The sequence below is a fragment of the Acinetobacter sp. YH12072 genome, from assembly GCF_013419565.1.
GTDB lineage: Bacteria > Pseudomonadota > Gammaproteobacteria > Pseudomonadales > Moraxellaceae > Acinetobacter.
In genome coordinates this window covers 75,501-94,361 of the sequence record NZ_VOZV01000007.1, presented here as the reverse complement: position 1 = coordinate 94,361, position 18,861 = coordinate 75,501, and the positions used below count along the sequence as shown (strand labels likewise).

Annotated in this window: 18 protein-coding genes; 12 read left to right on the top strand and 6 right to left on the bottom strand. The window is 44.9% G+C overall.

Annotated features, from left to right (window positions below):
• The first annotated feature begins 58 nt into the window (after positions 1 to 58).
• A complete protein-coding gene (locus tag FTU19_RS04425) occupies positions 59 to 1,333 on the top strand; it encodes a replication-associated recombination protein A (RefSeq protein WP_166137552.1) in 1,275 nt (424 codons plus the stop codon).
• Positions 1,334 to 1,599: 266 nt separating this feature from the next.
• Here the strand turns inward: FTU19_RS04425 and purC are convergent, their stop codons facing one another.
• From purC to dapA, 3 genes are read right to left on the bottom strand one after another with little or no spacing between them, the layout of a single operon-like run.
• Entirely contained in the window at positions 1,600 to 2,319 is a 720-nt protein-coding gene (gene purC / locus FTU19_RS04420; protein ID WP_004781395.1) for a phosphoribosylaminoimidazolesuccinocarboxamide synthase, read from the bottom strand.
• A gap of 38 nt (positions 2,320 to 2,357) precedes the next feature.
• A complete protein-coding gene (locus FTU19_RS04415) occupies positions 2,358 to 2,963 on the bottom strand; it encodes a lipoprotein-34 precursor (NlpB) (protein ID WP_034703997.1) in 606 nt (201 codons plus the stop codon).
• Between the two features lie 12 nt (positions 2,964 to 2,975).
• Positions 2,976 to 3,875, bottom strand: a complete 900-nt coding sequence (dapA, locus tag FTU19_RS04410; protein WP_180130207.1) for a 4-hydroxy-tetrahydrodipicolinate synthase — start codon at positions 3,873 to 3,875, stop codon at positions 2,976 to 2,978.
• A 728-nt stretch (positions 3,876 to 4,603) separates the two neighbouring features.
• On the opposite strand from dapA, the gene mhpT reads away from it, so the two are divergent.
• From mhpT to FTU19_RS04395, 3 genes are all read left to right on the top strand, one after another.
• Positions 4,604 to 5,809 carry a 3-(3-hydroxy-phenyl)propionate transporter MhpT gene (gene mhpT / locus FTU19_RS04405; RefSeq protein WP_179991897.1) on the top strand — a complete coding sequence of 402 codons (1,206 nt, stop codon included), beginning with the start codon at positions 4,604 to 4,606 and terminating at the stop codon, positions 5,807 to 5,809.
• 233 nt (positions 5,810 to 6,042) lie between these two features.
• The gene (gene pncA, locus FTU19_RS04400) at positions 6,043 to 6,672 is read left to right on the top strand and encodes a bifunctional nicotinamidase/pyrazinamidase (protein WP_159124185.1); all 630 of its coding nucleotides are present in this window, start codon (positions 6,043 to 6,045) and stop codon (positions 6,670 to 6,672) included.
• A 107-nt stretch (positions 6,673 to 6,779) separates the two neighbouring features.
• On the top strand, positions 6,780 to 7,754 hold the full coding sequence (locus tag FTU19_RS04395) for a bile acid:sodium symporter family protein (protein WP_166137546.1): 975 nt from the start codon (positions 6,780 to 6,782) through the stop codon (positions 7,752 to 7,754).
• Positions 7,755 to 7,830: 76 nt separating this feature from the next.
• On the opposite strand, the gene FTU19_RS04390 is transcribed toward FTU19_RS04395, so the two are convergent.
• Entirely contained in the window at positions 7,831 to 9,084 is a 1,254-nt protein-coding gene (locus FTU19_RS04390) for a hypothetical protein (protein WP_159124187.1), read from the bottom strand.
• Positions 9,085 to 9,161: 77 nt separating this feature from the next.
• On the opposite strand from FTU19_RS04390, the gene serB reads away from it, so the two are divergent.
• From serB to FTU19_RS04375, 3 genes are all read left to right on the top strand, one after another.
• A complete protein-coding gene (gene serB, locus FTU19_RS04385; protein WP_180002568.1) occupies positions 9,162 to 10,382 on the top strand; it encodes a phosphoserine phosphatase SerB in 1,221 nt (406 codons plus the stop codon).
• 417 nt (positions 10,383 to 10,799) lie between these two features.
• The gene (gene aciT / locus FTU19_RS04380) at positions 10,800 to 11,135 is read left to right on the top strand and encodes a ciprofloxacin tolerance protein AciT (RefSeq protein WP_034703185.1); all 336 of its coding nucleotides are present in this window, start codon (positions 10,800 to 10,802) and stop codon (positions 11,133 to 11,135) included.
• A gap of 140 nt (positions 11,136 to 11,275) precedes the next feature.
• Positions 11,276 to 11,755: an SCP2 sterol-binding domain-containing protein gene (locus FTU19_RS04375; protein WP_004281258.1), complete on the top strand. Its 480-nt coding sequence runs from the start codon at positions 11,276 to 11,278 to the stop codon at positions 11,753 to 11,755.
• A 100-nt stretch (positions 11,756 to 11,855) separates the two neighbouring features.
• Here FTU19_RS04375 and dtd read toward each other — a convergent pair whose 3' ends face one another.
• Positions 11,856 to 12,296, bottom strand: a complete 441-nt coding sequence (gene dtd / locus FTU19_RS04370) for a D-aminoacyl-tRNA deacylase (RefSeq protein ID WP_004281259.1) — start codon at positions 12,294 to 12,296, stop codon at positions 11,856 to 11,858.
• Positions 12,297 to 12,523: 227 nt separating this feature from the next.
• Here dtd and FTU19_RS04365 point away from each other — a divergent pair, with 227 nt between their 5' ends.
• The 5 genes from FTU19_RS04365 to asd all read left to right on the top strand — a co-directional run bounded on the left by FTU19_RS04365 (position 12,524) and on the right by asd (position 17,961).
• The gene (locus tag FTU19_RS04365; RefSeq protein ID WP_180130205.1) at positions 12,524 to 14,038 is read left to right on the top strand and encodes a catalase; all 1,515 of its coding nucleotides are present in this window, start codon (positions 12,524 to 12,526) and stop codon (positions 14,036 to 14,038) included.
• 186 nt (positions 14,039 to 14,224) lie between these two features.
• On the top strand, positions 14,225 to 14,752 hold the full coding sequence (locus FTU19_RS04360) for an ankyrin repeat domain-containing protein (protein WP_180130203.1): 528 nt from the start codon (positions 14,225 to 14,227) through the stop codon (positions 14,750 to 14,752).
• A gap of 128 nt (positions 14,753 to 14,880) precedes the next feature.
• Positions 14,881 to 16,086, top strand: a complete 1,206-nt coding sequence (gene pncB, locus FTU19_RS04355) for a nicotinate phosphoribosyltransferase (protein WP_180130201.1) — start codon at positions 14,881 to 14,883, stop codon at positions 16,084 to 16,086.
• Positions 16,087 to 16,264: 178 nt separating this feature from the next.
• A complete protein-coding gene (locus FTU19_RS04350) occupies positions 16,265 to 17,113 on the top strand; it encodes a sulfurtransferase (protein WP_180130220.1) in 849 nt (282 codons plus the stop codon).
• Positions 17,110 to 17,961, top strand: a complete 852-nt coding sequence (gene asd, locus FTU19_RS04345) for an archaetidylserine decarboxylase (RefSeq protein WP_180130199.1) — start codon at positions 17,110 to 17,112, stop codon at positions 17,959 to 17,961. Before FTU19_RS04350 ends, asd begins: the two co-directional genes overlap by 4 nt.
• Before the next feature lie 165 nt (positions 17,962 to 18,126).
• Here asd and FTU19_RS04340 read toward each other — a convergent pair whose 3' ends face one another.
• Positions 18,127 to 18,741, bottom strand: coding sequence for an SPOR domain-containing protein (locus tag FTU19_RS04340; protein WP_159124212.1), 615 nt, complete (start codon positions 18,739 to 18,741; stop codon positions 18,127 to 18,129).
• Positions 18,742 to 18,861: the final 120 nt, after the last annotated feature.

The window sequence follows — 18,861 nt, the reverse complement described above, 5'->3', positions numbered from 1 at the left end:
GGAATCAAAACTACCGGTGTTAGAATGAAAGCAGAATTTAATTTGAGCCAATAATAAGATGTCAGACAGTCATATCCCGCTTCCAGAACGCTTGCGGCCTCGCGACCTTACAGAAATTATCGGGCAGGATCACTTGCTTGGAGAGAATGCACCTCTACGTCAAATGATTGACCAAGGGCATTTACCATCGATTATCTTCTGGGGGCCACCTGGAGTAGGTAAAACCACAATTGCCTTGCTACTTGCCCAAGCGGTGGACCGGCCATTTATCAGCCTGTCTGCACTTAATACTGGTGTGAAGGAGTTGCGTGAAGTTATTGCAGAAAGTGGTGATCTGCTGACGCCCGTGGTGTTTATTGACGAGATTCACCGTTTTAATAAATCCCAGCAGGATGCACTGCTGAATGCCGTCGAAAAAGGCAAAATTACCTTGATTGGTGCGACGACGGAAAATCCATCTTTTGAAGTCAATAGTGCCTTGCTGTCACGTTGTCAGGTCTATACCTTAAATGCGCTGAGTGATGAAGCGATTCAGACTTTACTGACTCAGGCGATTCAGACTGACAAATTTCTGCAGGAACGCTATATCCAGATTGAAGAATTTGACGCCTTATTGCAGTTTGCCGCTGGGGATGCGCGTAAGGCCCTCAATTTGCTGGATCTGATTGCCAGTACCTTTGAGGCTGACCAGGAAAATATCATTACCAATGCGATTGTGGTCAAAGTCGCACAGCAGAATATTGCCCGTTATGACAAATCTGGCGAACAGCACTATGATCTGGTTTCGGCCTTCATCAAGTCGATTCGTGGCAGTGATCCGGATGCTGCCCTGTACTGGATGGCGCGTATGCTCAAAGGTGGTGAAGATCCGGTCTTTATTGCCCGCCGTATGCTGATTGCGGCATCAGAAGATATTGGCAATTCCAATCCGAATGCCTTGTTGCTGGCGGGCGAATGCTTCCGCTCAGTTCAAGCGATTGGCATGCCGGAATGCCGGATTATTCTGGGACAATGTGCGGTTTACCTGGCGACTAGTGCCAAAAGTAATAGTACCTATCTGGCGATTAACAAGGCGATGGATCTGGCTGAAAAAACGGCCAATTTGCCAGTGCCTTTACATCTACGTAATGCACCGACCAAAATGATGAAAGAGCAGGGCTATGGGGTAAATTATCTGTATCCGCACAACTATCCGGAACATTTTGTCCTGCAAGATTACCTGCCGCCTGAGCTGAAAGGCACCAAGCTGTACGAATCCGCACGTAATAAGCGTGAAGTAGAAGGCGAACGTCTGCAACAACGTCGCTGGCAGCAGGAACAACAGCAGCAATAAGCAAAAAAAGCCCAATTCAAGGAGAATTGGGCTGAAATAGGATGTCTTGGGGGAGATACATCCTAGAGGGTAAGGGTATAAATCTGGTCAGCAACATCAGATGGATTGCATCTGCTGGGGATGTTGCTGGGATGCAGTAATATTAAGGCATGCATTGAATAATGTAAAAACGATCATTTTTATTAATAAAATTCATTTTTTCGATCATAAGATTAGACAATAAAAAACCGGGCTATTAACCCGGTTCTTTGAAGCACTATTAGTGCTTAGATATCTTCAAGATTGATACCTAAACGTGCTGCAACTTCTTCGTACGCTTCAACCACGCCGCCTAGGCCTTGACGGAAACGGTCTTTATCCAGTTTTTTCTTGGTGTCTTTATCCCATAGACGGCAACCGTCTGGAGAGAATTCGTCACCCAGTACGATACGGTCGTGGAACACACCAAATTCAAGTTTAAAGTCAACTAGAAGCATATTACCCGCTTCGAATAATGCTTTAAGCACATCGTTCACTTGGTAAGTCAGTTCTTTCATTTTTGCCAGTTGTTCAGCAGTCGCCCAACCTAAAGCAATCGCTTGAGATTCGTTCACCATTGGATCGCCTAGCGCGTCATCCTTGAAGAACAATTCGAATGTAGGAGGAGTTAATTCTTTACCTTCTTCTACACCCAGACGACGGCATAAAGAACCCGCAGCATAGTTACGTACCACACATTCTACTGGAATCATTTTAAGTTTTTTCACCAGCACCTCAGTCGGTGTCAGCAGTTTCTCAAAATGAGTTTCAATACCAGCAGCAGCCAGCTTTTCCATGATGAAGGCGTTAAAACGGTTATTCACCTTACCTTTACGATCCAGTTGTTCGATTTTTTCGCCATTGAATGCGGACGCATCGTCACGAAAAACTAAAATCAGGTGGTCTTCACTGTCCGTGGTATAGACAGATTTCGCTTTACCAGTATAGAGCAAGGTTTGTTTTAACATGAGGGAACCTTCTACAAAAAAAAATGCCTAGAAAATGTCTAGGCTGGCCAATTTTGGTAAATCTGGTTTAACAGTTCTGCTGCTTTTTCGCGGTCGGCAAAACTGTTATCGGGATTAAACACAGCCAGGGTGTTACTCGAACCTGCGGGAGAGAGTCTTAAAACATAGGTTTGCTGATCAACCTGAATCGTTACTTCATAACGATCTTTATTTTGACCAACGATAGAATGGTTAAGGCTGCTAAGCGTGGCAAGAGTGTATTGCCATATTGTAGCAGCATTTCCATCAATTTTGAGCAGTGGATTTTGATTTCCGTCAGTGACTAATTGCGGCTTTCCTGAAAAATTTTCTTGAGTTTCATCTGCTTGAGTTGAATTTACTGGCTGTGCAGTAGGGCGTGGCATCGCAAAGCGGTTACCACGCTGATTTTCAAGCTTTGGTGCATTTTCCAGGGCAAGCGGATCCACTGTCGGAGCAGGGTACAAAGGCGTTGCAGGACGAACCATTGACCCTTCAGGATATTGTAATGGTTGCAGCGTGGTTGTTTCTTTATAGTCCAAGGTACCGTTTTTAAAGGCCATTGAACTACAACCTGCTAAACTGAATACTGAAAGTGCCAGGGTAAGTCCTAAACGTAATTGCATAATCGTTGCTCTTTATTTAATGACGCTCGCTTCTACAAGTGCCTCATGAAGCGGAGCGCGATATTGTTCTGCAAGTGGTGTTAATGGAAGGCGAATACCTGTACCAATTAAGCCCATATCATGGAGAGCCCATTTCACAGGAATTGGGTTTGATTCGCAAAATAGAATATTGTGTAAATTTGCAACCTGAGCATTCAGCTCTTCAGCACGTACCGCATCGCCTGCAATGGCAGCAGCACATACTTCACTCATGACCTTTGGTGCAACGTTGGCAGTCACAGAGATATTGCCTTTGGCACCATGACCCATTAACTCATAGGCAGTTGCATCATCACCTGAGTAAACAGTCATGTTTTTGCCTGCCAGACCTTCAATCAGGGCAGCACCACGGGCTACATCACCTGTTGCATCTTTAATGCCTACGATTTGTGGAATATCTGCCAGACGGATCACGGTTTCGTTGGCCATATCCACGCCAGTACGACCTGGAACGTTATAAAGAATTTGAGGTAGGTCAACCGCTTCAGCAATGGCTTTATAATGCTGATATAGGCCTTCCTGAGTCGGTTTGTTGTAGTAAGGAGTAACCAGCAGGGCAGCATCAGCGCCAAGTTCTTTGGCTTCCTGAGTCAGCTCGATTGCTTCACGAGTCGAGTTTGCGCCTGTACCGGCAATGATAGGAATACGTTTGTTAGCAACACGAATGATTTCTTTGATCACTTGGGTGTGCTCGCTCATGCTGAGCGTTGATGCTTCACCAGTGGTACCAACCGCGACAATGCTGTTGGTGCCTTCTGTAATATGCCACTCAACCAGCTTCTCGAGACCCTTCCAATCTACGCTGCCATCTTCAAACATGGGGGTGACGATTGCGACAATGGAACCCTGAATGGTCTGTGCTTGCTGAGTCATTTTAAAAAACTATCCTATTTGTCCATCCGAAGAGAATGAGAAAACATATTTGGGATGGGTTTGTATTTTGATTTGTAGCAAATTCAATAGATTTGCACTGAATTGAATATTGCTTATGCAAATTATGACTGATCAAACGCATAAGAACAATATGCTTTAGTAAAAGCCACTGAATTCTTTATACAAAGCCCCCAGGCAACAATCAAGTTTTAATCGTTATAATTTTTTGCTGTCCAAATCATCCTTTATCCTCCAGCAGTATGGAGAGTAATAAATTCATTTTTTTAGGAAAAATTACAAAGAATAAGTCACTTAAGTGAATTAAATAGATTTAGAAAACATGCTTTTATGGCGTTTTAGGGGAGTATTAATATTTATATTCGATGAATTAAGAGCTAAAATATATCGAATAATAAACCTCATTTATGATGAATAAAAAGCAAAAATGCCTGAACTAATCTTTTTTTCGTATTAGTGATCGGCCCCGAATTTTTCTCACTGTTGAATTTCCGAGTTTGATGTATAAGTCTAAATCCAAAAATACTGGGATTTTAATACTTCTCATTAATTGCTTTTTTGACTTTATCGAACAGCATCTTAAGGTCATCAATTTTCTGGATTTTTCAGTATATCCGAGCAAATTGTTCAACTTATTGGTAGTTAATTCTCTTTAGCGGCTCATAGATGATGGCCTCTCTTTTGAACGCTGATTGAACAAGGATATTCCAATGGAAAAATCAGACAATAAGCACGCGATCATCACGGTAGGGATCTGCTTTCTGATCGCTGTGATTGAAGGCCTGGATATTCAGGCTGCCGGGATTGCCGCTGCTGGTATTCGTGAGCACTTTGGTCTTGATAGCTCACAATTGGGTGTGTTTTTTAGTGCAGGGATTCTGGGCTTATTGCCTGGTGCACTGGTCGGTGGTCGATTCGCGGACCGTATTGGTCGTAAGAAAGTTTTAATCTGGTCAACCGCAATTTTTGCACTATTTACCTTATGTACCGTGTGGGTGAACAGTTTCCACAGTTTGCTGGCAGTTCGTTTTCTGGCGGGTGCGGGTCTTGGCGGTGCAATGCCAATCTTAATCACGCTGGCTTCTGAAGCCGTGGCTCCACAAAACCGTGGACGTGCCGTGGGCCTGATGTACTGTGGTATGCCAGTCGGTGCAGCAATCTTGTCTTTAATCGCAGCAACTGAATTCGGTGCAAACTGGAAAAATGTTTTTTACTTAGGTGGTTTATTACCCATCATTGTGATTCCACTGATGATGTTGTGTCTGCCTGAATCTAAAGAATACTTAAAGACACAAAACAAGACAGCCGCAGAACGTGCAGCATCTCCTCAGGGTTCATTCAAGGATCTGTTTAACTCTGACAACTTGCTTCGTACGCTTTGCATCTGGGTCAGCTACTTCTTCACCCTGATGGTGGTGTACATTATGTTGAGCTGGTTGCCATCATTGTTCATGGAACTGGGCTTCACCCGTAAAGATGGTTCAACTGCACAGTTCTACTTTATGGTGACTGCAACGATTGGTACTGTGATTTTGGGTATGCTGACGGATCGCCTGAAAAAAGCGTATGTGATCCTGTTGATGTATGGCGGTATCCTGGCGGGTCTATTAGCGTTGAACGGTGCAAGCTCACTTGAGCAAATGTACATGGCCGCAGCACTGGCAGGTGCCTTTGTGATTGGCTGTCAGGGTGTACTCTATGCCTTCGGTAGTATCGTTTACCCAACTGAAGTACGTGGTACAGGGGTAGGTGTTGCTTCCGCAGTTGGCCGTATCGGCGCCATGCTTGGCCCTGCAATTGCGGGTCAGCTACTGACAGCAGGCTTCGGTGCAGCAGGGGTGATCTCGGCAGCGATTCCATGTATCGTAATCTCTGCGGTATGTATGCTACTCCTGGTCAGCCGTACCAAGGTTTAAAAATAAAAAGATGAATATCCGAAAAGCCTGCACTGATGCAGGCTTTTTATTTTCCAGTATCAGTTCAGCTTAAGACAAATTCTTTCTATGTTTTGGAGAGCAATAGCTTTTACAGTTAACTCATCATGCGTTTTATCAGAATGCAGAGTCATTCTATTTTTACCTAAAGGGCTAAAAATTTTCTTTAGTTTTAAGCTATGCTTGGATGCAAACTCAGATTTCAAGGGATGAAAATGATGCAAAATGCGGCGCTGATTGTGGTGGATGTACAAAAAGGATTTACCCCAGGTGGAAATCTGGCTGTGACCAATGCCGATCAGATTATTCCGAATATCAACCGGTTGGGGCAATACTTTCAGAATATTGTACTGACTCAGGATTGGCATCCGGCAGAGCATATCTCCTTTGCAGACAATCATCCTGCCCAAGCAGCCTATGACACCATTCAGCTGGATTATGGTTCTCAAGTCCTCTGGCCGAGTCATTGTGTACAAGGGACTGAGGATGCCGAATTCCATCCGGAGCTGAACCTTCCGCAAGCCCAACTGATTATCCGTAAAGGCTTTCATCAAAATATCGACAGTTACTCCGCCTTTATGGAAGCTGATCAGAAAACCAGTACTGGTCTGGCCGGCTATTTACGTGAGCGCGGTATTGATACCGTATTCATCGTGGGTATCGCGACTGATTTTTGTGTGGCCTGGACTGCGATGGATGCCTGCAAACTCGGCTTTAAGGCCTATGTCATTGCGGATGCCACCAAAGGTATAGACCTGAACGGTTCGCTACAACATGCCTGGCAGGACATGCTGGCACAGGGTGTAAAACGGATTTATCTGAAAGATATTATTAATGCTGCCTAAGCGCTGACTTAAGGCGATTAGGGCCATTTGCCATTATGCAATGGTTTGTTTACTTTGAGGCATCCACAGATGCCTTGATTTCTTTTTCATGACACTTGGATTTTCCCATGTCAGCACTTCTTCAATTTAGCCAGTTTGTCCAAAAGACCTTTGCTCTATGGGTCATTCTGTTTTCAGCCATTGCCTTGATGCTGCCGGATCTTTTTGTCTGGTTACGCGCCTATATTCCCTGGATGCTGGGTCTGATCATGTTCGGCATGGGCATGACCATGACGCCAGGTGATTTTAAAAGTATCTTGCAAAGTCCCAAGGCCGTTGCGATTGGGGTCGTGGCTCAGTTTATGGTGATGCCAGGGTTAGCCTTTTTGCTCTGTCAGCTATTCCAGCTTCCGGCTGAAATTGCGATTGGTGTGATTCTGGTGGGCTGCTGTCCAGGTGGCACGGCATCTAATGTGATTACCTATATGGCCAAAGGCAATACGGCCTTGTCTGTGGCGTGTACTTCGGTATCAACTTTATTGGCACCGCTTTTGACTCCGGCAATTTTTTATCTGCTGGCCAGCCAATGGATTGAAATTAATGCCTTATCTATGCTGATTTCGATTCTACAAGTGGTGCTGTTTCCAATCATTTTAGGTTTGATTGTCCGTGCCCTTCTAAAAACCAAGGTAGAAGGCTATATCCAAGTAATGCCAGTAATTTCGGTGATTGCCATTGTCGCAATTGTGGCGGCCATTATTGCTGGCAGTAAAACCCAGATTCTGGAATCCGGGTTAATGATTTTGGGTCTTGTGGCTTTACACAATGGAATGGGCTACTTATTGGGTTATTGGGCAAGCCGAATATTGAAACTGGCAGAAATCGATTGTCGCGCGGTTTCGATTGAAGTGGGAATGCAGAATTCTGGTTTAGGGGTAGCGTTGGCTGCGACCCATTTTGCCGCGTCTCCCATCACTGCGGTTCCAAGTGCTATTTTCAGCCTATGGCATAACATTTCTGGACCCGCCTTGGCGACGTACTGGGCCGCCAAAAGTAAGACAATTGAATCTGCATCAGCACAAGATACTTCCGCAGATAGATAACATCCTGACTGCTGAAGATTTTATTTCTCTCATATAAAAAGCCCGATATTCAATCGGGCTTTTTGCTTTCTGTGACTTAGGACGCTTTAGACTGTTTCGATTTGAGAATCTCGGTTCTGAAGCTTTGCGCTAGTTCAGCACTTTCCGCATCCATCCCATTGACCACAAAGGCATGACGGGTCAGAACATTGGTCGGATTTGGCATGCTGACCAGCTCAAAGTGGTCCGCGATTTGTTTCAACAGGGCATTAGGAACATGCAGTGCACTTTCCTTAGCGACTAGTTGCTGAACCAGACGTTCTGCAGCCTGAACGGAATTAAGCTGCATTTCTTCAACGGCTGAAGAAATTGCGCTACGTGTCTGCAGGACAAAACGTTTTTCTTCGCGATAACGCTTATACAGGACTTCTGAAAGCAACTGGAATACTGAACTGATCATGGTCAGACAGGCGAGGGCATCTGGCTTCTCTGCCGCAATACTGATACTGGCACCTTTTTCATCAAACTTGTGTACGGTACAAATATCCGTGCTGTTCAGTTTGTAGTGCTGGATGCACAGTTCAGTAGCTTTGTTCAGGAAAATCTGGCACAGATTGAAGTAAGGAACCGATACCGTCTTATTCACACTATCTAGCAACTGTTTTGGATCATAGAACTGAATGTTCAAGCTCAGGCTATCGGTATCTAGGACCACAGGTTTACTGTCTTTTTCTTTCGGTTTGTTTTTCAGGGCTTGCTGTGCCTGGGCAATGGCGAGGGCAGCATTATGCTTTTCCTGTTCTAATGCCTGAGTTAAAGTCTGAATCTCGAATTTCAGTCGCGATTCATTATTGATACGTGCCAGATACTCGGTACGGCTTGGACGCGCTACCGCACGATAACCGACCCAAAGCAAACCATGAATAATGAAAGAGAACAGAATGGCGAGCCATTGAGTCCGCAGAATTTCACCAATACTTGGCTCAATCAGGGTGATTTCGATCACACCGACTTTTTTCTCGTTTTGCAGGGCATCTCGGACAAAAACTTCCCCATCACGGGTCTTGGTCAGTCCACCAGTGGCTAAAACCTGACCATTCGCATCCAGGATACGAATTGAAGCAACGCTTGGGTTAGTCGCATAACGGTTGGCCAGAAGTGCCAGAGAAACGCGGTTCGCCGGTTCAAGCTCCGCCAGGCTGTCTGTGACCAGTTGGCTCGTCATGAGCTGTCCCTGGTTGGCACGGTTATCATTCAGTTGGTGAGTCGTTGCCAATACCAGTAAAAAGGTATGCAGAGCAAAACTTACAATCAGTAGGCTAGCAAATAGCCCTTGTCTAGGCGCATTCAACGTAAACTTCCAAGGCAATTCTGTTCAATTTCGATTATGATTCTAACAATAGTTGTAGCTCAGACCCGAGTCAATTCATGCGAGAAATCATTCTTATATCATTCTTAGGACCCGACCAGCCTAATCAATTTACACGATTAATGCAGGTTTTGTCCGCTCATTCCTTACAGATTCTAGATGTGGGGCAAGCGGTCATTCATAATCAACTGACCTTAGGTATTGTTGTATCGTCTGATGACCAAACTGCAACAGCATTAGCCATGAAGGAAATCCTGATTCTAGCACATGATATCGGGTTAACAGTGCGCTTTAAACCAATCTCTGCTGCTGAATATGAACAGTGGGTAAGAGAGGGTGGCCGCACGCGTTATATCGTAACGGCATTGGCCCCGGAATTAAATGCCTCTCATCTGCAAGCCGTGACCCAGATTGTGTCGAGTCAGGGCTTCAATATTGAAACCGTAACCCGTCTTTCTGGCCGTCCTGAGCTGGATGGTTCCAATACTGGCCCTAAACGTGCCTGTGTACAGTTTGGTCTGAAAGGCCAGATGCTGGATGCAGCAGCCATGCGTGCAGCCTGCTTAAGCCTGTCGAATAACCTGAATGTCGATGTGGCAGTACAGGAAGATAATGCTTACCGCCGTAACCGTCGTCTGGTCTGCTTTGACATGGACTCGACCTTGATCGAGCAGGAAGTGATTGATGAGCTGGCAATTGAAGCTGGTGTCGGCATCCAAGTCTCTGAAATCACTGAACGCGCGATGCAGGGCGAGCTGGACTTCCAGCAAAGTTTCCGTGCCCGTGTTGCTTTATTAAAAGGCATGGATGCATCGGTATTGCCAAAAATTGCTGAGCGTCTGACCGTGACTGAAGGTGCAGAACGCCTGATTTCCACCCTGAAAGCACTGGGCTACCGTACCGCAATTCTGTCTGGTGGATTCCAGTATTTTGCAGAATATCTGCAAGCCAAACTGGGAATTGATGAAGTTCATGCCAACGTTCTGGATGTGCAGGATGGCGTGGTGACAGGCGAAGTCAAAGGTCATATTGTGGATGGCGCACGCAAGGCTTTATTGCTCCGTGAAATTGCCGACAACATGGGAATTTCTCTGGAACAGACCATTGCTGTAGGTGATGGTGCCAACGACCTGCCAATGCTTTCAATTGCGGGCCTAGGTGTGGCTTTCCGTGCCAAGCCTTTGGTTCGTCAGAATGCCAATCAGGCCATTTCCAGCGTGGGTCTGGATGGTGTGCTCTACCTGCTCGGTGTACATGATAAAGATCTGAGCCGCGCGTAACACATAGCTTTGCGGTGAAATCCAACGCGGCCTTAGGGTCGCGTTTTTTTATATTTTTAGCTTAACTTTTATCGAGGGACGGCGCAGCTTGTCTATAAATACTCCGATCATCTTAAACGGAAAATATTTTTTTTAAGTCGATGAAAGGGCATATGATTTTGTAATGACACGCCAACATTGACGCAGCAATTGATCCACAAATACTGTGAAAATAAAAAATGTAATGACAAAATAATATCGCGACAGAGTATGTCGTAAGGGGAGAAAACAGGACTTTTTTTATGTAAAAAACTCAGCATAATGCATGCATAGAGATACAAATCAACACATTCCATTTTATTGATTTAACGAAATTCAATAGGTAGGACGGTTGCAATATCAAGCATACACACTATCCTTTTGGATGGAGGGGTTTATATGGTAACAGCGAATCTAGCAACTCTCGTAGGCTTTAGTTTAGTCGCCGCGGCTGTGCTTGCTGTTTTCTTCTCGCCTTATCGTCGCTGGTTAAGTTTTATGGCTGCGGGAATGCTGGCCTGGGGCCTGATCGAAGTGATTCGAGTAGGTACTCAAGCCTTGTTTGAGCTCCCGATGACATATAGCTATCTGACAGCTTTAACGGCCGTGATGGTCGTAGTGACCTTACTGTTATTGCGTGAAGATCGACGTGCAGAGCGTGCTTTGGCTAAACGCCGTTATATCGAACATACACCAGTGTATGAAGATGACCAGCAGCAGCTATCTAGCCGTTAAGTTCTCTAATATCAGCGAAATAATGCACCTGCGGGTGCATTTTTCGTTTAGAAATATGATACAAAGTCCTGCATCTGCCTGGCTTTGATCTATGCTAGGATATTTGTCAATTTTCGTACAATTAGAATAGGCATAATTCCATGAAACTGTCCTCCATTCCTGTGCTCAAACTTCCTCTGGTTGACCTCAGTACCGATCCACTTGATTTGCTGGTCGCAGGTCTTGCATTACGTATGAAGCAGTTAGCACGCACCAGCCCGAAATTTATTGAATTGGTACATGAACGCCAGTTCCGTATCCAGATCGGAACAGATGAAGGAATGGCACGTCAGATCGTTGTGAATAATGGTCATATCGATACTGTTTCAGGTGATGCAGAAAAAGCTGATTTTGTGCTGCAATTTGCTGACAGCGAACAGGGTGTAAAAACGTTGCTCAAAGGTGATCCGACTGCATTCATGACCGGTATGCAAAGTGGCACAATTAAAATGGAAGGCGATTTTGGTCTGCTGGTCTGGTTTAACCAGGTCGCGAAAATGATTCCGCCTAAACTGCCAAAACCGGTCAAAGAAAAAGTGAAAATGGCACGTCAGTTTATTAAAGAGAAAACTGGTAAATAACTCCTAATCCCCCTGCTTTAATTAAAGGAGGGGCTAGGGAAGGATTATCATAAAAAAGCCCTCATCAAGAGGGCTTTTTTCATTTTGGAACAATGACGGTTTATTCAACTTCCAGATTAAACGTTACCGGCCCATCATTGACCAGATGCACTTTCATATCGGCCGCAAAAATACCGGTTTGTACATTTTCGAACTGGCTCTGCGCATATTCAACCAGCTGTTCATACAAGACCTTGGCATCGCTTGGCGGCATGGCGGGACCAAAATCCGGACGTAAGCCTTTTTGAGTTTGCGCCATCAAGGTAAATTGGGACACTAGCAGTAAACCGCCACCGGCCTGACTGACATTCCAGCCCATCTTGCCCTGCTCATCATCAAAGAAACGGTATTTCAATATCTTATCAATCAGTTTTTTGCCTTTTTCCAGATTATCTTCTTTACCGAGGCCCAGAAAAACCAGAATACCTTTGCCAATTTCTCCGGTGGTTTCACCATCGACCACGACTTTGGCTTCCAGTACCCGTTGTAATAATGCACGCATAATCAATTTCAGTTAGATTTAAAATTGCCGCCATTGTAGCAAGATCAGACTCATCTATTATTAAGTTAATGTCTAAAAAATGAGCTTAATTTATTGATTAGCATTGATAATATTTTAAACTATCTAAAAACACGATCATAATTATAAAAATTATCTGTTTTATCTATTTTATACTCTCACGTATCTTAGCTGCATGCAGGAAAGGTATTAAATTGAGAGATTTAGAAATGTTTAAGCGTTCATTACTTGTTGCAATGCTTGCAACGGTGACAGCTGCCCAAGCTGCGCCATTAACCAAAGATAACGGGGCACCTGTCGGTGATAACCAGAACTCAATCACTGCGGGTCCACAAGGTCCAACTTTGCTGCAGGATGTACAACTGGTTCAAAAACTGCAACGTTTTGGCCGTGAGCGCATTCCTGAACGTGTGGTTCATGCACGTGGCACGGGTGCTTATGGTGAATTCGTTACGACGAAAGATCTGTCTGATTTAACGATTGCTTCTTTATTCAAGGCAGGTACCAAAACTCCAGTTTTTGTGCGCATGTCTACTGTCATTCATGGTAAAGGTTCACCAGAAACCCTACGTGACCCGCACGGTTTCGCCATCAAGTTCTATACTCAAGAAGGTAACTGGGATTTGGTCGGTAACCAGACGCCAGTCTTCTTTATCCGTGACGCAATCAAATTCCCGGATTTCATCCATGCGATGAAACCAAGCCCGGTCACCAACGTACAAGATGCCAACCGTGTGTTTGACTTCCTGTCTAGCCAGCCTTGGGCAACCAACATGCTGACTTATGTTTATGGCAAGCAAGGTGTCCCAACCAGCTACCGCGAACAGGACGGTTTCGGTGTACATGCCTACAAACTGTATAACGACAAAGGCGAATACAAGTACGTGAAATTCAACTTCCGCTCTAAACAGGGCGTGAAGGGCTTGAACGTCAAAGAAGCAGCTGTGCAACAAGGTAAAGATTTCAACCACTTGACCAACGATCTTTATAACAACATCTATGCAGGTAATTTCCCGAAATGGGATCTGTATATTCAGGTGCTTGATCCTAAAGATCTGAACAGCTTTGATTTCGATCCGCTAGACCCAACCAAAATCTGGCCAACCAAACTGGTTCCAGAAGTGAAAGTCGGTACATTGACGCTGAACCGTATGCCGAAGAACTTCTTCAATGAAACTGAACAGGCTGCATTTGCACCAGGTAATCTGGTCCCAGGTATCGAACCCTCTGAAGACCGTTTGCTTCAAGGCCGTATCTTCTCTTATTCAGATACACAAATGTACCGTCTAGGTGCCAACCATCAGCAAATTCCGGTAAACCGTCCTGTGGTGAATGTGAACAACAATAACCAGGAAGGTCACATGAATGTGTCTGAACGTGACTCTGATGTGAACTACGAGCCAAGCCGTAAAGAGCCAAAACCGGCGACTGAAAAAGCGCGTGCAGTTGAAACGCCATTGACTGGTCATGTGCAACAGATCGGTACTAAAGAGCAAAACTTCAAGCAAGCAGGTGACTTGTACCGTTCATATACTGCCAAAGAGAAAGATGACCTGATCATGAACCTGGCGGCTGATCTGGGCAATGTCAAAGATTCAGAAACCAAGCACATCATGTTGTCTTACTTCTATAAGGCAGATGCGGACTACGGTATGCGTATGACCAAAGCTGTCAATGGTGACATCGCCATCGTTAAAGCCAAAGCTGCAAAATTAAAAGACTAATTCCGATGGGTCTTGAGGAACTGGTGACTAGGGCCTAGCGCATCACCTCCAAAAAGTCCTGTAATACTCCAAACCTTTCCTGCACCCTAGGGGGAGTTTTACAGGCACTCTGTTTTTTATTTCATCTTAGGTCAATTGAGTCTTTAGAGACTTAAATTTTCCTTTCGATTTCTATTGGAGTTCATCATGAAAGTTCTGCCATATGCATTTTTAGCCAGTATTCTTGCTTTTAGCTCCGCATTCGCAACTGCTGCTGAAGTGAAGAATGTCTCCCCTGCAAAAACTGCGGCAAGCGTTCAGATGACCTCACAACAGGAATTGATCGATCTGTTTTTTGCTGCCGCTAAAATCGGCAATAGCGAAGTGATCAATGAATTTTTAAAACACGGCTTTCCAGTCGATGTACGCAATAAAGATGGTTATACCCCGTTGATGATGGCGACCTATTATGGCCATCAGGATATTGTGACCACCTTACTGGCCAAAGGGGCAGACCGCTGCGCCCGGGACAACCGTGGCAATACAGCCTTGATGGGTGCCTTGTTCAAAATGGAATTTGCCATTGCCAAACAGCTGCGTCAGGTTGACTGTGATGCCCAAGCCAAGAAAACCGGGCAAAAAACCACAGCTGAATTTGCCAAGGTGATCGGTCAGGAAAAGCAGTTACAGAAAATTATCAAGGAACAGGAAAACGGGGTGAAAGCAGTCAAATAACCGAGCAGGAAGCAGTTTATTTTCTTGAACTTTTGTCGATAATTCAGCTAGCTGTACGTAAATCCTGCAATATTGCCTAAACTTTTATGCTTTAATGCGGGATAAGCACAGCGATATTTCCCTTAGTTATGGCTCCAATTATCCACTCTTTGTTAGATACTGACTTGTATAAATTCACCATGCTACAAGTGGTATTACACAAGTTTCCGCAAACGCATAGTGTCTATCATTTCCGTTGTCGCAATCTGGAAGACACGGAATATCCACTGACGGATATTCTGGATGATTTGAATCACCAACTGAATTTGCTGTGTCAGCTCAAATTTAAAGAAGACGAATTACAATATTTACGCAGCCTGCGTTTTATCAAAAGCGATTTTGTGGATTATCTGGAACTATTCCAGCTCAAACGGCGTTTTATTAAGGCCACCATCGATAGTGAAGGCCGCCTGGATATTACTATTGAAGGCCCCATGGTTCAGGCAATGATGTTTGAAATCTTTGTACTGGCCATTGTGAATGAACTGTATTTCAGCCGCATCCGTACACCTGAAGTGCGGGCTGAGGGTGAGCGCCGTCTTAAGGCCAAAATCGAACTTTTAAAACAGTATGATGCCGCGCAGAATCCGAATGATCCACCATTCCTGGTGTCAGACTTTGGTACCCGCCGTCGTTATAGTTTTGACTGGCAAAAGCATGTCGTCGAAGAATTCAATAAAGCTGCACCGCACGTGTTCCGTGGGACCAGTAATGTATACTTAGCCAAAGAATTGGGCATTACTCCGATCGGGACGATGGCGCATGAATTTCTGCAAGCCTTTCAGGCCTTGGATGTGCGTTTGCGTAATTTCCAGAAAGCAGCCCTGGAAACCTGGGTTCAAGAATACCGTGGTGACCTCGGAATTGCCTTGACCGATGTGGTCGGGATGGATGCTTTCCTGCGTGACTTTGACCTGTACTTTGCCAAACTGTTTGATGGCTTGCGTCATGACAGTGGCGATCCCTATGAATGGGGTGACAAAGCTTATGCACATTATAAAAAGCTGAAAATTGACAGTAAAACCAAAATGCTGACTTTTAGTGATGGTCTGAATCTGGAAAAAGCCTGGAAATTGCATCAATACTTTAAAGACCGTTTTCAGGTCAGTTTCGGGATCGGCACCAATCTGACCAATGATATGGGGCAGACGCCGCTAAATATCGTATTGAAACTGGTGGAATGTAACCGTCAATCCGTGGCGAAAATCTCCGATAGTCCAGGAAAAACCATGACGGATAATGATACCTTCCTGGCGTATTTGCGTCAGGTGTTCAATATCTCAGAACCTGCCTAAAAATCTCTGCTTTATTCAAAAAACCGCTTCAATCATGAGGCGGTTTTTTCTTGGATGATGGTCTTTCTTAAATCAGCTTTAGCTAAAATTATGCTAAGGATCTAGATAAAAACAACATAATTGAAAAAATGAGCTGTGCTAAGATCAAAAGGATTTGACCGCAATGACAACTACTAAGATGACAGCTTCCGCCTTTGACTTTGGTCTGCTGATTGAAGCAGAAGATTTGGTTCCGCATTTGGGACACGAAAAACTTCGGATTGTTGATTTAAGCCGGGCGTCGGTTTATGAACAATTGCATATTTCACATGCCTTACATCTGCAACCCAAGCTGCTGGTTCGTCAGGAAGAAACAGCCATGGGCCTGTTACCGGATGCAGAAGGGTTGGAAGCTTTAATTCGTTACCTGAATATTTCTCCTGAACATCATGTCGTAGCTTATGATGATGAAGGCGGTGCGTGGGCAGGGCGTCTGCTCTGGAACCTGCATTGCATGGGCTTTGAAAATACCAGTTTACTCAATGGCGGCATCCATGCCTGGCTGGGTGCGGGACTACCGACTTCATCAGATCAGGAAACGTTTACACCCGTTGATCATCTGATTCCAGTCAATCTTAAAAGAAAGGCTGAGTTTCAGATTGATTATGATGAATTAAAACAACTCATTGAAAATAGAAAGATTCAGATATGGGATTGTCGTACGGAAGATGAATATACTGGCCTGCGTCTGGCCGCGCGACGCGGTGGTCACATCCCGGGCGCACGTCATTTTGAGTGGAGTACTGCCCTTAACCGGCAAAATCATTTAAAATTACATCCTTTACCACGTACTCAGCAGCGTCTGGAACAACTGGGATTTGATCTGGATCAGCCGGTTGTGGTGTATTGTCAGTCCCATCACCGTTCAGGTCTGGCTTATATTCTGGGTCGCTTATTCGGCTGGAATATTCGAGCCTATGATGGTGCGTGGAGTGAATGGGGCAACCGCCTCGATAGTCCAATCGCTACAGGAGAGGTGCCATCTTGAGCATCACATCGCGTCTAAAACAACAACTGTTTATCCAGGCCCAAAAAGTGGTGCCACAGCATCGCCTGTCCCGTGTGGTGGGAAAAATTGCAGCCAGCGAAAATCCGATTGTAAAAACAGCCGTGATCGCAGCATTCAAGACCAAATACGGGATTGATATGTCGATTGCTGAGCAAACCAATGCCCTGAAATTCAAATCATTTAATGATTTCTTTACCCGTGGATTAAGAACTGGAGTGCGTGCGGTCGATGCTGATTCAACTGCGATCGTATCTCCGGCAGATGGCGCGATTTCCCAACTGGGTAAAATTGAAAATGGCGATGTGTTCCAAGCCAAAGGTCAAAAGTTTACTGTTGAAAACCTGATTGCTGATCCGCAACTGGCAGAACCATTCAAGAACGGGGAGTTTGCGACCGTGTATCTGTCACCACGTGACTATCACCGTGTTCACATGCCATTCGCCGGGACTCTGACCGAAACTTTATATGTACCGGGTGAACTGTTCTCGGTCAACCAGACCACGGCTGCAAATATTCCGGGCCTGTTTGCCCGTAATGAACGTATGGTATGTCTGTTTGATACCGAACTTGGTCGTATGGCCGTGGTTCTAGTTGGTGCGATGATTGTCGCTGGCATTGAAACTGTGGCGACTGGCAAGGTAAAACCATCTGGTCGTATCGAGCTAAACCAGCACAATTTATTCCTTGAAAAAGGCGCTGAACTGGGTCGTTTTTACCTAGGTTCAACCGCCGTTATCCTGTTTGAGGAAAACAAGATGCAATGGGATGAGAAATTTAAAGCCAATTCAACCGTGCTGATGGGCGAGGCTCTAGGTCACACTATCTAAGTGCCCAAAGCCTCCCTTTTTAAAGGGAGGTTGGAGGGATTAAATATTTGCTAACTTAGAATAAGTAAATCCCCCTTATTCCCCCTTTAATAAAGGGGGAGATTTTCTCTTCTTTTAGGAGAAGGAACAAAAAAGCGCCATTTGGCGCTTTTCTATATTTAAACCTTATCGTTTGACCACAATGGAATCGATACCACTGTGCTGTAAGGTTTGCTGTGCAATAATCGCAGATTCTGCTGAATCATAAGGTCCAGACACGACACGATACCAAACCTTGCCATTTTCCACACTGCGGACTACATCTGCAGATAAACCGTTGAGAATGATTTCTGCACGGCGGGCATCTGCCTGATCCGGGTCATCAAAACTACGAACTTGTAAAATATAGCTTGCAGAAGCAGGAGTTGGGGCTTCGGTTGCATCCAGACCTGGCTCAGTTGCTGTTTCTGATTCATCAACTTCAGGTCGTGGTGCCTCTACAATCACCACTGCTTCCTGATTTTTTGCTTCAGGAACCGCCTCTTCAGGAATCGGTGTCACTTGCTGCTGTGGCAACAGATCATAAAAACGGTAGTCTTTATTGGTATCTTCTTCTTGAGAATGCTCAGCCGTAGCCTGGTTTTTAGGTTTAACAGGTTCCCATGGCTTCCACAGCATGAGTGCCATTAAAAAACTTAACACGATTAAAATGATCACGAGTGTGCCGAGCCAGGTAGGAATAAGTGGCTTTTTGGGCTTATTCGGTCTTTCAGATACACCGCGCTGCGTTTTTCCAAACACTTGGGATTTCCTCTTATTTATCGGGGCAAATAGAAAAGGCATAACAGCAGTTATGCCCCTACTATGACTTCATCCTATGTGATCGTGATAGAAAAGTCATTATCTAGATCACAAATCACA